The organism is Brevundimonas aurifodinae, assembly GCF_040195595.1.
Taxonomy (GTDB): Bacteria; Pseudomonadota; Alphaproteobacteria; order Caulobacterales; family Caulobacteraceae; genus Brevundimonas; species Brevundimonas aurifodinae.
On record NZ_JBEGDD010000008.1, the window covers coordinates 1 to 14,162 of the forward strand.

Sequence of the window (14,162 nt, forward strand, 5' to 3'; positions counted from 1 at the left end):
GTAAGGCAGGTTTGTCGCGCTAACGCGAGGCTCACGGAGCCTCGCTGCTTGAGCGCGGTTGTCTGTGAGAAAAGGGCCCCCGGAGCGATCCGGGGGCCCTTTTTGTTTCCCTTCTCCCGCAAGGGGAGAAGGGAGACGGCGGAACGGCCCCGGTCGGCGCGACGTTAGCTCGCGGTATCTTTGGAGTGCGCCGATGAAGACCGTCTGGACCCTGGCCGCTGTGGGCGCCGCGACCCTGTTGACCGGCGCGTGCGCCACGACCGACGGCTATGCCTCGCGATGCGAGCGTGATTATGCGGAGAACCGCCGCTATGCCACGGCCAGCGGAGCGGCGCTGGGTGCCCTGGCGGGCGCAGCCATCGCGGGCGAGAACGATCGCGAGCGCGGCGCGGCGATCGGTGCCCTGGCCGGCGGGCTGATCGGCAATCAGCTGTCGGAGCGCGACGACCCCTGCGGCTATGGCTTCGGCGGCTACAACCGCGACGGCCGTTATGGCTACGAGCGCGTGCCGCGCCGGGGCGACTACGGCTACTACTGAATCGCCGTTCGGCCGGACTCAGGCGACCAGGCCGTTCAGCCAATCCTCGAGGGGGGTGAAGCCGTCGCCGTCGGGGTCGAGGTGGCCGTCGGGCGTCGCCGGGTCGTGGCCGTTCGCGACCTCCCAGTCGTCGGGCATGCCGTCGCCGTCGCCATCGATCCAGGGCGAGCCCGGCGCGAGCGCGGGCCAGCCGCCGACCTGGGCCGGGGTGTCGATGATGCGGCCGGTGCCGGTTCTGACCGAGGACACGACGCGATCGTCCACGGCATCGCGGACGCGCGAGGCTCCGGCCCGGTCGAGGACCGCCGCCTCGGCCTCGGCGGCCGTGTGGCGCGCGGGCGTGGCCCAGTCGGGCAGGGCAGAGAGGCGATAGCCGGGCGCATCTGTCCCGGTCGTCAGGCTCCAGGGATCGAGGGGAACGGCGTCGTCGAGGCCGTTGGCGTCGAACCAGGCGCGGGCGAGGGGGCTTTCTTCCTCGAAGATCACGCCGCCGGTCGAGTCCTGGCCCCGGAGATAGGCGTTGGCGACGAAGACGTAGGTCGAGACCGTCGCCGGGTCGCTGTCGGCGTTGTAGCCGGCGCGTTCGCCGCCCCAGTTGTAGAAGACATTGTTGGTGAACTCGAAGCGGGGTCCGACCGGGTCGAGGTCGGGCGTCAGATAGTTGCCCGGGCGGGGCATGCGCGCCCGGTGGCTGGCCCAAAGGTTGTGGTGGAAGGTGAAGCGCGCGCCGTGGGAGCCGCGCACCAGGGAGCCGTAGCCGTGCTCGCCCTTGGCGTGGGCGGACTGGTTCAGACTCTCGGAGACGATCGACCACTGGACGGTGACGGCGTCGATGACGCGGCTTCGATTGCCGACCGACAGGGTCTCGTCCACCGACCACGAGGCCGAGACGTGATCAAGGATGATGCGTTCGCCCCGGTCGATGGTGATGGCGTCGGCCTCGACCCCGCCCTCGTCGCCCAGGCGCGAACGGATGTAGCGGACGACGACATCGTCGGCAGAGATCACAAGCGGCTGGCCGCGCAGGGTGATGCCGCCGCCGGGCGCGGTCTGGCCGGCGAGAGTGATGCCCGGCTCCCGAATCCGCAGGGGTGAGGCAAGGCGGATGGTGCCGCCGATGTCGAAGATCACGGTGCGCGGGCCCTCGGCCTCGATCGCCGCGCGGAGGCTGCCCGGGCCCGAATCGGCCAGGGTGGTGACGCGCAGGACCGCGCCGCCGCGCCCGCCGACGGCGAAGCGCCCCGCCCCTTCGGCTCCGGGGAAGGCGACGGGTTCCGAGGCGTTCTGCTGGCCCGGGAGGGCCGCCGCGCCGGTGCCAGACGGGATCCCGAAGACGAGGGCCAGCAACGAAGCGGAAAACACACGGCTTGCAAGAACGGTCGTCATCGGGTTAGGCTCTCGTTGCTACCGGTGTCAGGGCGTTTTTTCGCTAGAAATGATACCGGTGTCAATCGGATCGGGCGGGACCCGGCGACACAGACCATAGACCGGCGACAACGTCGGCGCGATGACATGACCTTGGGAGGAGGCACTATGATTTCGGAACGCAAGGCGCAGATGTGCGCGTATCGCCGGGGGCTCGTCGCGGGCGCGTCGGGACTGGCCATCGCATTGACCCTGGCCGGGGCGGCCTCGGCCCAGACCGCGCCGCAGGATGACGTGACCGAGGTGGACGAGATCGTCGTCACCGGTTTCCGGGGCAGCCTGAACGCGGCCCTCAGCATCAAGCGCAACGAGGCCGGCGTCGTGGATGCCATCGTCGCCGAGGACATCGCCGACTTCCCCGACCTGAACCTGGCGGAATCGATCCAGCGCATTCCCGGCGTCTCCATCGACCGGGACGCGGGCGAGGGGCGGTCGCTGACCGTGCGTGGCCTGTCGTCGGACTTCACCCGCACCCGCATCAACGGCATGGAGGCCCAGGCCACCACGGGCGGCACCGATTCCTCGGGCGGCGCGAACCGCGGCCGGGGTTTCGACTTCAACGTCTTCGCCGCCGAGCTGTTCAACTCGATCAAGGTCCGGAAGACCGCCGCCGCCGAGACTGAAGAGGGCTCGCTGGGGGCCACGGTCGATCTGCAGACGACGCGGCCGTTCGACTATGACGGCTTCACCATGGCCGGGTCGCTCCAGGCCGGATACAACGACCTGTCGGAAAGCTATGATCCTCGGGCGGCCTTCCTGATCAGCAACACCTTCGCTGACGGGACGTTCGGGGCGCTGATCTCCGCGGCGTATAGCCAGCGCAGCACCTTCGAGGAGGGCTTCAGCTCGGTGCGCTGGGCCCCGGCGTTCGGCAGCGGCAGCTCGGGCGGCTTCTGCTCGCCGCTGGGCGTGACACCGCAGAACGCGTCCAACAACACCGCCGCCGGCTCCAGCGCGGCGAACTGCGCCACCGGCATCCCGCGCCCGGCCAACACGACCGCCAACGTCTCAGCCTACAACACCGCCAACCAGAACAGCGTCTTCATTCCCCGCCTGCCGCGCTATGGCCGGCTGACGCACGAGCAGGAGCGGCTGGGGGTGACAGCGTCGCTGCAGGCCCGGCCGCGCGAGGGCACGACCTTCTCGTTCGACGTCCTGTACTCCAAGCTGGACGCCACCCGTCAGGAGGACTTTCTGGAGAGCCTGTCGTTCAGCCGCAACGCGGCGGCCGGCGGCCAGACCCAGATCATCGTCCGCGATGCCGTGGTCGAGAACGGTGCCCTGGTGGCCGGCACCTTCGACAATGTGGATGTGCGCTCCGAGCAGCGGTTCGACGAACTGTCGACCGAGTTCACCCAGATCAGCTTCACCGCCGAGCACGAGTTCAACGATCGCCTGAGCGGCCGGTTCTTCGCCGGCCGGGCCGAGTCGGTGTTCGACAACCCGGTCCAGACGACGGTCACCCTCGATCGTCAGAACACCCAGGGCTATTCCTGGGATTTCCGGGGCAATCCCAACACGCCGGTGATCGACTACGGCTTCGACGTCGCCGACCCGGCCAACTGGTCCTGGCGCCAGATCGGAACCGCGACGCCGCGCTCTGAAATCCGCATTCGTCCGAACGGCGTGACCACGGTGTTCGAGACCTTCTCGGGCGACCTGGCCTATGACGCCACCGACTGGCTGACGATCCGGGCGGGCGTCAACTACAAGACCTTCGCGTCCAAGTCCTACGAGTTCCGGCGCGCCGACGAGACCGTGGTGCCGGCTCTTCCGGCCGGCTCCAGCGTCGCCAGCATCTCGACCCTGCTGACCGGCTATGGAAACGGACTGATCCCCGCGGGGGTCGACACCTCGTGGGTGGTGCCCGACCTGAACGCCGTCGCCGCGCTGTTCAACATCTACTGCAACTGCGACACCGGCCTGCCCGGCGGAGACTTCCGACTGGCGAGCATCACCAACGGCAATGCGCGGGGCGGCAACCGCAACGTCGAGGAAGAGGATCTGGCCTATTATATCCAGGCCGATTTCGAGACCGACATCCTGGGCATGCCGCTGCGCGGCAACGTCGGGGTGCGGCAGGTCAACACCCAGTTGCTGGCCGAGGGCTTCTCGTCCATCGGCGGGGGCACGCCGGTGTCGGGCACCAACGAATACGACGACACCCTGCCGTCGCTGAACCTGGCGCTGGAGCCGATCGAGGACGTCGTCGTCCGCTTCGGCGCGGCCAAGGTCATGGCCCGTCCCCAGATCAACAACGGTCTGTCGGGGGCCAACTATCTGGTGCCGACGACCTCGCTGAACGCCACGGGGCCGAACTTCACCGCGACGATCGGCAATGTGTTGCTGGAGCCGTTCCGGGCGACCACCTACGACTTCGGCGTGGAGTGGTATTTCGCGCCCGAGAGCCTGCTGTCCTTCGCCTATTTCTACAAGGACATCGACACCTACATTCAGATCATCCGTCAGGCCCTGCCTTACTCCGATCTGACGGCGTTGAACCCGTCGGCCTTCGCCCCGGGTCTTTGCACCGGCGTCTGCTCGCCCTCGACCGAGTTCCAGCTGACCAGCGCGATCAACACCGACGGCGGGCCGTTGAAGGGCTTCGAGATCAGCTACCAGCAGCCCTTTACCTTCCTGCCCGGACCGCTGGAGAACCTGGGCGTCATCCTGAACTACACCCATGTCGAATCCGAGATCGACTACTGCAACGGGGTGACCTGCACGACCTTCATCACCGAGGATCTCGTGGCCCTGTCGCCGACGGCCTACAACGGCACGCTGTACTACGAGGACGACCGCTTCTCGGCGCGGATCTCGGCCTCGTACCGCGAGTCCTATCTGCAGAACATTCCGGGACGGAACGGCAACGCCCTGGAAGGCAAGCAAGAGACCCTGAACTGGGACATGGCGGCGACCCTCAACCTGACGGATCAGATCAGCCTGACCTTCGAGGGGCTGAACCTGACGGACGAGGAGAACCACCAGTTCGTCGGCGACGACAGCCGCCAGTCCACCTCGGTCTTCCACCACACCGGTCGCCAGTTCTACGTCGGCGCCCGCTATCGCTACTGAGTTCGTTCTCTCCTGAACGTAGACTCGGGGCCGGGGAGGGGCGACCTTCCCCGGCCTTCCTTTTCAGCCCGCCGTGCGCCGTCGATCCGTCACGACCACATCGACCGTGCCGACGCCCCGGATCCGGGCGATGCGGCTGTCCAGCGCCTGGGTCACGTCCCCCACGGTAACCGTGGTGACGACGCGGTAGTGGTCCGAGGTAAAGCCCGTGCCCGCCAGCGTCGGCGCGCCCTCGGCGGCGAGGTCGGCGGGGGTCAGATAGCCCTTTCGATCCCGCGCCTCGATCAGCTTGCCGGCGACCTCGGCGTCACGGGTCAGAAGGGTCATGAGCGGCAGGCCGACGGTGTTCAGGTTCACCGCCGTGGTGCCGGGCAGGATGGTCACATAGGGGGCGAGGCGATCCAGCTCCGCGCGGGTCACGCCCGCCGCGACGATCAGGCTGTCGTCCGTCAGCGGTCCGGCGACGCGCACGACCGTGGCGATGCGGATCAGGGTGGCGGGGTCGATGTCCAGCGCCTCGCCGATGCGCTGGAACAGGTCGATGGGGCCAGGATCGCCCGACTGCATGGCGTTCAGGTTGAAGCGCGCCTGCTCGTCCTCGATGGCCAGGGAGAACCGACCGCCGGGGATGGCGACGGCCTGCTGGCCCAGCTGGGCCCAGGGTTCCGACAGGTTGTCGGTGGCCGCCGCCGTCAGGCCATCGCGGCGCAGGACGGTGATCGCCGACAGCTCGCCCGCCCGGGCATAGGCGTTGGCCTGGGCCGCGTCGCGAAGGCGGGTGGAACGCTGCACCTCCAGGTCCTGGGACGCGATCATGATGAGGACGGCGACGCTGGCCACGGCCAGCACCAGCAGCACGTTCAGCAGGATCATGCCCTCGCGGGCAGTCCTTTCCCTGCCGCTCATCCCCGCGAAAGCGGGGACCCAGTGCTTTGGACGAGCGATGTGGGAGTTGTTCCCTTGACCGCCATCCCCGGCACCCTGCCTCGCGACAGAACTGGGTCCCCGCTTTCGCGGGGATGAGCGGAAAGAGAAAGCGTCGGTGGTCCTGGTCATGGCGCGGTGGTGACCGGGGCCTGGGGCGCGTCGGTCAGGGGGATGGAGACCAGGCGACGGACGGCGGCTCCGGGGCGATCGTCGAGGCCCGTCAGCGTCAGGTCGAGGGCCACGGCGGTCAGGCCTTCGTCGGGGTTCAGGCGGGTGGCTCCGCCGAGCTGGGGTCCGGCCCCCGAGGACGCGCCGAGGGGATCGGGCACGGGCCAGGTGTCCAGCCAGTCGCCCCGACGACGGTGGAAGCTCCAGCGGGCGTCGGACACGCCGGTGACCAGGGTCTGCGATCGCTCGCCGCCGGGCCCAGAGACGGTGCGGGTCAAGGTTTCGCCCGCCAGATCGTAGCGGACGCTGACGATGCCGCCCGACACATCGACCTTCCTCAGCGACAGCCCGCCGCCGGAGCCCGCGACCGAGCCGGTCAGCTGATCGAGGTCGGAGGTGACCACCAGCATGGCGCGCTGGATCTCGGCCATCCGGGCCAGCCGCGTTTCGGTCGCGTTCTGGGTGCGCAGCACGCCGTCCAGCAGGGTGAAGCCCGCGACCCCGATCAGGGCGAACAGGGCGAGCGCGATCAGCACCTCGACCAGGGTGAAACCTTCGCGGCGCCGCTTCGCTGTCACGTCGGGCGTGCTATCGAAGCGCGGACGAGGGAGGCCCCATGCTGAAAGTCTGGAGAACACGCGACGGCGAGGACGGTCGGGCTGGCGGCGCATTTCAGTTCGAGCGCCTGACGGTCAGGGTCACCCGCTGGCGTGTGGTGTTGGGGGCGGTCGCGGGCGGCGCGTATCTGATCGGGCTGGTGGCCATGGCCCCGGCCGAGATCGTGACGCCCCGGTCCTCGAACGGCGAGCGGCAGGCGGTCGGGACCGTCTGGGCCGGAGAGCGGGCCCTGCCGGGCGGGTTCGGCGCGGGCTGGAGCCTGATGCCTCTGACCTCGCTGGGGACCCTGTCGGCGGCCGAGCGGATCACCCTGCGCGGACCGGACACGGCAGCGAGCGCCGAGGCATTGATCCGGCCTGGCCGATTGTTGTTGCGCGATCTGGAGGGGACGGCGTCGATGCGGCTGCTGAACGCCGTCGCGCCGATCATGCCCTTCGTCTGCGATCCGGTGGCGCGGCTGGACGTCGCCAGCCTGTCGATCCGGGGCGCGCCCGAGGGGGCAGGGACGATCACGACCTCGCCCGGACAATGCGCGCCAAGCGGTGGTGGGGCGGCGACGGCGGTGCCGGCCCTGACCGGCGGCGTCACGGCGACCGAGGGCGGCACGGTGGTGGCCCTGTCGGCTCCCGGCGCGTCCGAGCCGGTGCTGCGCGCGCGCATCCAGGCGGACGGCGGGCTGACCGCCGAGATCGGCGCGGGCGGGGTCGGCGTCATCCCGGGCGTCGCCGCGCCGGTGAGCTTCGAGACGAGTCTGTAACCGCTGGGGTTCACAGCCCTGCCAGGTTGTTCAGGTTCACGATCGGCATGAGGATGGCGAGCACCATCAGCAGGACGATACCGCCCATCACCAGCAGCACGCCGGGCTCGACCAGGGACACCAGCGCCTGGACGAGGCTGTCGAGTTCCTGTTCCAGGTCCTGGGCGGCGCGTTCCAGGCCGTGACCCAGCTTGCCCGACTGCTCGCCCGCCGCGACGATGGCGAGCAGCAGCGGCGGGAAGACGTCGGCCTCGGCCATGGCGCGACGCAGGGACGCGCCCTCGCGCACCCGGGCGGCCGTGACCAGGGCGCGCTCGCGGGCATAGCGGTTCGGCGTGACGGCGGCGGCGGCCTGGAGCGCCTCTACCAGCGGCACGTCGGAGCGGACCAGGGTGGCCAGCGATCCGGCGAACCGGGCGGCGTTCAGATGCTGGACGAAGCCGGCGAAGGGCGGGGTCTTCAGCAGGAACTCGGCGAAGCGGCGGCTGTTGGCCGGGACCGCCAGCCAGCGGTTCCAGGCGACGCCGGCGACGACAAGGGCGATCGCCACATAGACGCCGAAGCTCTGGACGAAGGCTGACAGGCCGATCAGGGCGCGGGTCAGGAAGGGCAGCTCGGCCCCGCGCGAGACGAAGACGCGCACGATATCGGGCACGACATAGACCATCATCAGGGTGATCATCAGCAGCGACACCCCGGCCAGAAGCGCGGGATACAGCAGGGCCAGCTGGACCTTGCGGCGCGCCTTCTCCTGATTGCCGACGAACTCGGTCAGGTGGGCCAGCACGGTCGCCAGCTTGCCCGACTGCTCGCCGGCCGCGATGGAGGCACGGTAGAATTCGGGGAAAACCTTGGGGTGGCGGCCCAGGGCGGCGGCGAAGCTGCGGCCCTCCAGAATGGCGGAGCGGACGTCGGTCAGGACGACGGCGACGGGCTGGCCCTCGGTCTGCTGGGCGGCGATGCGCAGCGCCTCTTCGATGCGGATGTCGGAGCCGATCAGGGTCGAGAGCTGGCGGGTCACGGCCGACAGGGTCTTTGAGCTGATCCCCCGGCGGAAGATGACGATGCCCTTGGACAGGTCGGTCTTTCGGGTTTCCCCGGCCAGGGTCACGCCGGTGGGCAAGAGGCCCCGGTCGCGCACCATCTGGCGCGCGCCGACGTCGGAGGCGGCCTCGATCGTTCCCTTGTGGGGCTTTCCCTCGGCGTCGACGGCCTGGAAGGCATAGACGGGCATCAGACGTCCTCGCGGACCACGCGCGCGACCTCCTGCACCGTGGTCTCGCCGGCCATGGCCTTCATGGCGCCGTCTTCCAGCAGGCCGGGGCCCCGCTTCCTTGCCAGCTTGACCAGATCGGCTTCGGCGGCGCCGTCGTGGATGGCGGCCTGCATCTCCGGATCGACCTCGATCACCTCATAGACGCCGAGCCGGCCCTTGTAGCCCTCCCCCCGACACTCGGGGCAGCCGACGGGGCGGAAGACGCGGGCGCCGACAGGCACCGCGCCGCCGGTCAGTTCGACGTCCGCCTGGGTCGCGACGTCCTGGCGGCGGCAATGGGGGCAGAGGCGACGCACCAGCCGCTGGGCGATCAGGCCGGTCAGCATGGGGGCCAGCAGATAGCGTTCGACGCCCATGTCGATCAGGCGGGTGACGCTGCCGACGGCGGTGTTGGTGTGCAGCGTCGACAGCATCAGGTGGCCGGTCATCGAGGCGCGGACGGCGACCTCGGCGGTCTCGTGATCGCGGATCTCGCCGACCATGATGACGTCGGGGTCCTGACGCAGGATGGCGCGCAGGCCCCGTGCGAAGGTCAGGTCGATGCGGCTGTTCACTTGCATCTGGCCGATGCCGTCCAGGGCGTATTCGATCGGGTCCTCGACCGTCATGATGTTGCGGCGGCGGTCGTTCAGGCGGGTCAGGGCCGAATAGAGGGTCGTCGTCTTGCCCGAACCGGTCGGGCCGGTGACCAGGATGACGCCGTGGGGCCGCGAGATCAGCCGTTCGAAGGTCTCCAGATCGCGCGGGGCCATGCCGAGCTGGGCGAGGTCGAGGCTAGTCGAGCCACGGTCGAGCAGACGCAGCACCACCCGTTCCCCATGCTGGGACGGGATGGTCGAGACGCGGACGTCGACGTCCAGGCCGCCGATCCGCAGGGTGACGCGGCCGTCATGGGGCACGCGCTTCTCGGCGATGTCGAGGCGGGCCATGACCTTGATACGGCTGACCAGCAGGGGAGCCAGGGCGCGGGCGGGCTCCAGCACCTCCCTCAGCACGCCGTCGATGCGGAAGCGGACGACCAGCCGCTTCTCCTCGGCCTCGATATGGATGTCGGAGGCACCGTCACGGATGGCCTGGAGCAGCAGGGCGTTGATCAGGCGCACGACCGGCGCGTCGTCGCGGCTGTCCAGCAGGTCGTCGACCGCGGCGGCGTCCTCGGCCAGGGCCGCGAGGTCGTCCTCGGAGGCGGCATAGTCGGCGGCGGGCGCGGCCTCAGAGCCCGTCTGTTCGCGCAGGACGGCATCGAACCGGTCGTCGTCCACGGCCTCGAACGACAGGTGCTCGCCCGCGACGCGGCGCACCTCCAGCAGGGTCTCCAGGGTGGCGGAACGGCGGTGCAGGCAGACGGGGTGCTCGCCGCCGGTGACGATCATGGCCCCGCGACGTCGGGCGAAGCCATAGGCCAGGGTCGGGGCGGCGGCGGGGCGGTCTTCGGTCAGGCTCATGGGCGTTCGACCCTCAGCGTCGCATTGACCGCGCCGGGCTGCGACCCGCGCTGCAGTTCGACCGACGACAGCACGGCCCCCGAGGATTCGAGCGCGGCCAGCCAGGGGATCAGGCTGTCGTAGCGACCCTCGGACACGGTCACGGCGGCGGTCTGGCCCTCCATGGCGACAGTGGGGACGATGCCGAAGGTGGCGGCCTGGATCGGGATGGCGGTCTGCAACGGGCCGTCCAGCGCGGCGACGGAGGTGCCGGGCGGGCCGCCGGTGCGGACGCGGACCATGACCTCCTCATAGGCGGCGATGCGGGCGACCGAGGCGGCGCGCATGTCCAGCAGCGGTCGCAGGACGAGCAGCCAAAGGGCAGCGACGATCAGCAGGCCGCCGAGGAAGGCCAGCATCACCTGCTCGCGCCGCGACCGGCCCGCGTACCAGGCGGCGGCGCTGTCGAGGGCCGGGGAGGGGCGGGTCAGGAGGACGGGGGCCTTCATCGGGTCGCTCCGGTCGAGACACGGATCGAGGCGTTGAGGCCCGTGGTCGATGCGGCGGCGTCCAGCGCGGCCGGGGTGCCGGTGGCGGTCAGGCCCGAGGCGTTGAGCGCCTGGACCGCGCGGTCCAGCGTCGAAGCGTCGGGCACGACGACGGTCAGGTTCAGGTCGCCGGGGGCATAGGCCGCGCGGTTGAAGGCGATCACGCCCGCGCCGGGCAGGGCCCCGGAGGTGCGGGCCAGCATCTGGGTGAAGGGGCGATCGCCCCCGCCGCTCGCGCCCGGCAGCAGGCGATCGGCGGCGGTGACCGGATCGTCGGTCGCGGCGACCTGGGGGGCCACGGCCTGGAGCACGGCGCGGGCCTCGGCCTCCTTCTTCTCGGCCATGCCATGGAGCAGCAGAGCGTCGACGCCGAGGATGGCGATGTGGGCGACCACGCCGATCCCGGCGACCCAGGCCAGGGTGCGTCCGGCCGACAGGGCGGTGGGGCGGGTGGCGGCATAGGGGCCCTGGCGCAGGTCCAGGGGTGGCAGGACCATGAGCGGATCACCCGCCGGATCGACGGCGGCGGCGGTCGCATCGACGCCCTCGGCCATGGCATCCGGAAGGGGTTCGCCGATGGCGGCGATGCGCGGCTTGCCCGCCGCTCTCCAGGCGGAATCGAGCATGGCCAGCGGCACGGCGAAACCGGCGCCGTTGTCGGTGCGGATCAAGGCGCGGTCGCCTTCGGCCCTGCGGATGGCCCAGACCCCGGCGGGCGGAACGGGCAGGGTCAAGGCGTCGGGCAGCAGAATCGCCGTGTCCAGATCGTCTTCGACCAGCAGGGCGATCCACTGGTCCATCCGCGCGCGGCGGACGACACCGGCGATATGGCGGCGCGGCGCGACTTCCTGGCCGAGGGCGAAGTGCAACGTCGGCAGGGGCTCGGCCACGGCGTCTTCGAGCGCATACGGAAGATTGTTCAGCCGCTGGGCGCGGGTCGGAAACGGCAGGTCGACTGTCAGGGTCAGGACGTCTTCCGAAGGGACCAGAACCGTCGTCGGTCCGGCCCAGGCGCGGTCGACCGCCAAGATTCTGTCATCGACGATGCGCCATAAGCCTCGGCTCGGAAGGTTCGAACGGGCGGGTCGACCAGGCATCGTCAGTCCGTGGCAGAAGGGCGTGGTCCAAGGCCACGAGGCGGTCTATAGCAGCGAAAAACGGGCTGTCGCTATGGGCGGCCATATCGAGAAAAAGTGTCATGATTACTTCGCCGGAGCGTCACAAGCGCCACCGTCGTCTGTTGAGGCGGCGTGCCGGCCTGACCCTTGTCGAGATGATCGTCGTGCTGGCGATCATCGCGGTGGTCGCTGTGCTGATCGTGCCCAATGTGATCGGGCGCCCGGATCAGGCGCGCGTCACGGTGGCCAAGACCGACCTGAAAACCATCGCGACGGCGCTTCGCGTCTATCGGCTGGACAACGGGGACTATCCGACCACGGCCCAGGGGCTGAACGCGCTCGTCGAGCGCCCGACCGCGCCGCCGGAGCCGATGTCCTGGTCGCCGGAAGGCTATCTGCCCGAACTGCCGACCGATCCCTGGGGCCGGGACTATGTCTATCGCAGTCCGGGGCAGAGCGGCCCCTATGATCTGCTGAGCCTGGGCAAGGACGGCGAGGAGGGCGGCGAGGGCCTGGACGCCGACCTGACGGACAAGAGCCGCTGATGATCGCTGTCGGGGGACAGATCGTAGGCCGGGCGCGCCGCGAGGGGATGACCCTGGTGGAGATCCTGGTCGTGCTGGCGATCGTCGGCGTCATGGCCGGGGTCGTCACCCTGGGCGTGGGCCTCAGTGATCGCGGGATGGGCGTGGAGAGCGAGGCGAACCGGCTGGCGGATCGGCTGCGGCTGGCGGCCGACGACGTGCTGGTGACGCGCCGACCCCTCGCTCTGGCCTTCGACGGCGAGGGATACGGCTTCGTGCGGCCGGAGGGGCAACCGACGGGTGTGGTCGAGGCCCTGGCCGAGCGTCATGCCTTGCCGCCGGACGTCATCCTGGTCGGGCTTGAGACCGTATCTCCGCTCATGATCGATCCGGACGGGGGCCAGCCCATCGCCGTCTTCGGCCTGGCCAAGGGCGACCGACGCTGGCGCGTGGAGTTCGACGGGCTGAACGCCGTGGCGCGGCCCGTCGCGGACGAGGCGGCGTGATGCGGTCCGGCTATTCTCTGATGGAGGCGCTGGTCGCCCTGTTCATCCTGGCCATCGCGACGGTCGGACTGACGCGCGCGACCCAGGCTCACGTCGATAGCGTGCGCGGGCTGGAACAGCGGGTGATCGCCCAGTGGGTGGCCGAGAACCGGCTGACGGAACTGAACCTGCGGGGCGGGGCTGCCACGTCCGACGCCTCGGTGGTGCGGATGCTGGATCGGGACTGGGACGTGCGCGTCAGCCGGTCCGCGACGGACGATCCGGACCTGATCGCCGTCGAGGTGGCGGTGGGGCCGGCGGGCAGCGGGCGCGAGACGCTGAGGCTGTCCGGCTTCGTCGATCGCGTCGGGAGCGCCGCATGAGCCCCGAACGCAGGGACGAGATCGCGCTCAGGGTCGTGAGCGTGCTGGTGGTCGGGTCGATCGCCTGGGCGCTGGCGGCCCTGACCTGGCGGTTGACCGGTTGGGACGATGGCCGGACCGAGGTGGCGGTGGCCGAAAGCCTGCCGCCCTTGGGGGCGCAGGCCGGAGGACCGGACGCGGACGTGGCGCGGATCGTGTCGCTCGCGCCGTTCGGCGGCGGGGCAGGCGCGGTGGGTGGACTGCCCACCTCCAGCCTGGGCCTGGTGCTGAAGGGCGTACTGTCGGCCTATCCGCCCAGCGCCTCCACCGCCCTGATCGCGGTCGGCGAGGGACCGGCGGCCATCTATGGCGTCGGCCAGAGCCCGGTCGGCAACGCCGTCATCGAGGCGATCGAGATCGACCACGTCATTCTGAACGTCGGCGGCACGCGCGAGCGGCTGGACTTCCCTGCGCCGGTCGTGACGCCCGACGCGGCGTCGAGCACGCCCGGCGCGGGGATCACGGTAGCTCCTGTTCAGCCGCCTGCGCAGACGCCCGAAGCCGCTGCCGCCGTCGCCGCCGCGTCGCCCGTGGCCAGCGCGGCCGCTGCCGCCGCGCGGCCGGTGCCCCCGCCCCTCGACAGCGGCGCGACGCCGAACGTCGCCGCCGCCGCAGGGGCCGCCGGCGTCTCTGCGTCGTCCGCAGGCTACCGCATCGGTCCGAACCCCTCGGCCGAGCTGCGTCGCTTCGGTCTGCAGCCCGGTGACCTGATCGAGAGCCTGAATGGTCAGCCGGTCGGCGACGCCGCCTCGGATCAGCAGTTGTTCGAACGCGCCAGGTCGGCCGGCCAGGCGCGGGTGGTGGTCGTGCGCGGCGGCCGTCGCCTCACCCTCAACTTTCCTCTTCGCTAGGAGCCC

General features: G+C 70.3%; 14 protein-coding genes. 7 read left to right on the forward strand and 7 right to left on the reverse strand.

Annotated features, from left to right (window positions below):
• Positions 1 to 193 precede the first annotated feature (193 nt).
• A complete protein-coding gene (locus ABN401_RS10285; protein ID WP_349684755.1) occupies positions 194 to 538 on the forward strand; it encodes a YMGG-like glycine zipper-containing protein in 345 nt (114 codons plus the stop codon).
• Positions 539 to 556: 18 nt separating this feature from the next.
• Here ABN401_RS10285 and ABN401_RS10290 read toward each other — a convergent pair whose 3' ends face one another.
• A complete protein-coding gene (locus ABN401_RS10290; RefSeq protein WP_349684756.1) occupies positions 557 to 1,924 on the reverse strand; it encodes a pectate lyase family protein in 1,368 nt (455 codons plus the stop codon).
• Positions 1,925 to 2,071: 147 nt separating this feature from the next.
• On the opposite strand from ABN401_RS10290, the gene ABN401_RS10295 reads away from it, so the two are divergent.
• A complete protein-coding gene (locus ABN401_RS10295; protein WP_349684757.1) occupies positions 2,072 to 5,038 on the forward strand; it encodes a TonB-dependent receptor in 2,967 nt (988 codons plus the stop codon).
• Between the two features lie 63 nt (positions 5,039 to 5,101).
• Here the strand turns inward: ABN401_RS10295 and ABN401_RS10300 are convergent, their stop codons facing one another.
• Both ABN401_RS10300 and ABN401_RS10305 read right to left on the reverse strand, forming a co-directional pair.
• Positions 5,102 to 5,911 carry a type II secretion system minor pseudopilin gene (locus ABN401_RS10300; RefSeq protein ID WP_349684758.1) on the reverse strand — a complete coding sequence of 270 codons (810 nt, stop codon included), beginning with the start codon at positions 5,909 to 5,911 and terminating at the stop codon, positions 5,102 to 5,104.
• Positions 5,912 to 6,090: 179 nt separating this feature from the next.
• Positions 6,091 to 6,711: a prepilin-type N-terminal cleavage/methylation domain-containing protein gene (locus tag ABN401_RS10305; RefSeq protein WP_349684759.1), complete on the reverse strand. Its 621-nt coding sequence runs from the start codon at positions 6,709 to 6,711 to the stop codon at positions 6,091 to 6,093.
• Between the two features lie 38 nt (positions 6,712 to 6,749).
• Between ABN401_RS10305 and ABN401_RS10310 the strand changes: the two genes are divergently transcribed.
• Positions 6,750 to 7,508, forward strand: a complete 759-nt coding sequence (locus ABN401_RS10310; RefSeq protein WP_349684760.1) for a hypothetical protein — start codon at positions 6,750 to 6,752, stop codon at positions 7,506 to 7,508.
• Positions 7,509 to 7,518: 10 nt separating this feature from the next.
• On the opposite strand, the gene ABN401_RS10315 is transcribed toward ABN401_RS10310, so the two are convergent.
• The 4 genes from ABN401_RS10315 to gspL are packed head-to-tail and all read right to left on the reverse strand — an operon-like array spanning position 7,519 to position 11,784.
• Entirely contained in the window at positions 7,519 to 8,742 is a 1,224-nt protein-coding gene (locus ABN401_RS10315) for a type II secretion system F family protein (RefSeq protein WP_349684761.1), read from the reverse strand.
• Complete coding sequence (gene gspE, locus ABN401_RS10320) at positions 8,742 to 10,229, reverse strand: type II secretion system ATPase GspE (RefSeq protein ID WP_349684762.1); 1,488 nt, start codon at positions 10,227 to 10,229, stop codon at positions 8,742 to 8,744. Before gspE ends, ABN401_RS10315 begins: the two co-directional genes overlap by 1 nt.
• The gene (locus tag ABN401_RS10325; protein ID WP_349684763.1) at positions 10,226 to 10,717 is read right to left on the reverse strand and encodes a type II secretion system protein M; all 492 of its coding nucleotides are present in this window, start codon (positions 10,715 to 10,717) and stop codon (positions 10,226 to 10,228) included. The genes gspE and ABN401_RS10325 overlap by 4 nt, the downstream gene beginning before the upstream one ends.
• Positions 10,714 to 11,784 (reverse strand): type II secretion system protein GspL, encoded by a 1,071-nt coding sequence (gene gspL / locus ABN401_RS10330; RefSeq protein ID WP_349684764.1) that lies wholly within the window; start codon positions 11,782 to 11,784, stop codon positions 10,714 to 10,716. The genes ABN401_RS10325 and gspL overlap by 4 nt, the downstream gene beginning before the upstream one ends.
• A gap of 170 nt (positions 11,785 to 11,954) precedes the next feature.
• On the opposite strand from gspL, the gene gspG reads away from it, so the two are divergent.
• The 4 genes from gspG to ABN401_RS10350 are packed head-to-tail and all read left to right on the forward strand — an operon-like array spanning position 11,955 to position 14,156.
• Positions 11,955 to 12,419 (forward strand): type II secretion system major pseudopilin GspG, encoded by a 465-nt coding sequence (gene gspG, locus ABN401_RS10335; RefSeq protein WP_349684765.1) that lies wholly within the window; start codon positions 11,955 to 11,957, stop codon positions 12,417 to 12,419.
• The gene (locus ABN401_RS10340) at positions 12,419 to 12,904 is read left to right on the forward strand and encodes a prepilin-type N-terminal cleavage/methylation domain-containing protein (RefSeq protein ID WP_349684766.1); all 486 of its coding nucleotides are present in this window, start codon (positions 12,419 to 12,421) and stop codon (positions 12,902 to 12,904) included. Before gspG ends, ABN401_RS10340 begins: the two co-directional genes overlap by 1 nt.
• Positions 12,904 to 13,266 carry a type II secretion system minor pseudopilin GspI gene (gene gspI, locus ABN401_RS10345; protein WP_349684767.1) on the forward strand — a complete coding sequence of 121 codons (363 nt, stop codon included), beginning with the start codon at positions 12,904 to 12,906 and terminating at the stop codon, positions 13,264 to 13,266. Before ABN401_RS10340 ends, gspI begins: the two co-directional genes overlap by 1 nt.
• Entirely contained in the window at positions 13,263 to 14,156 is an 894-nt protein-coding gene (locus tag ABN401_RS10350) for a type II secretion system protein N (RefSeq protein WP_349684768.1), read from the forward strand. The genes gspI and ABN401_RS10350 overlap by 4 nt, the downstream gene beginning before the upstream one ends.
• The last annotated feature ends 6 nt before the right edge of the window (positions 14,157 to 14,162 follow it).

Bases quoted from the DNA above. Each gene is read 5' to 3' on its own strand.
- ABN401_RS10285 (WP_349684755.1), top strand. From the start codon at position 194: ATGAAGACCGTCTGGACCCTGGCCGCTGTGGGCGCCGCGACCCTGTTG.
- ABN401_RS10290 (WP_349684756.1), bottom strand. From the start codon at position 1,924: ATGACGACCGTTCTTGCAAGCCGTGTGTTTTCCGCTTCGTTGCTGGCC.
- ABN401_RS10295 (WP_349684757.1), top strand. From the start codon at position 2,072: ATGATTTCGGAACGCAAGGCGCAGATGTGCGCGTATCGCCGGGGGCTC.
- ABN401_RS10300 (WP_349684758.1), bottom strand. From the start codon at position 5,911: ATGATCCTGCTGAACGTGCTGCTGGTGCTGGCCGTGGCCAGCGTCGCC.
- ABN401_RS10310 (WP_349684760.1), top strand. From the start codon at position 6,750: ATGCTGAAAGTCTGGAGAACACGCGACGGCGAGGACGGTCGGGCTGGC.
- ABN401_RS10315 (WP_349684761.1), bottom strand. From the start codon at position 8,742: ATGCCCGTCTATGCCTTCCAGGCCGTCGACGCCGAGGGAAAGCCCCAC.
- gspE (WP_349684762.1), bottom strand. From the start codon at position 10,229: ATGAGCCTGACCGAAGACCGCCCCGCCGCCGCCCCGACCCTGGCCTAT.
- ABN401_RS10325 (WP_349684763.1), bottom strand. From the start codon at position 10,717: ATGAAGGCCCCCGTCCTCCTGACCCGCCCCTCCCCGGCCCTCGACAGC.
- gspG (WP_349684765.1), top strand. From the start codon at position 11,955: ATGATTACTTCGCCGGAGCGTCACAAGCGCCACCGTCGTCTGTTGAGG.
- ABN401_RS10340 (WP_349684766.1), top strand. From the start codon at position 12,419: ATGATCGCTGTCGGGGGACAGATCGTAGGCCGGGCGCGCCGCGAGGGG.
- gspI (WP_349684767.1), top strand. From the start codon at position 12,904: ATGCGGTCCGGCTATTCTCTGATGGAGGCGCTGGTCGCCCTGTTCATC.
- ABN401_RS10350 (WP_349684768.1), top strand. From the start codon at position 13,263: ATGAGCCCCGAACGCAGGGACGAGATCGCGCTCAGGGTCGTGAGCGTG.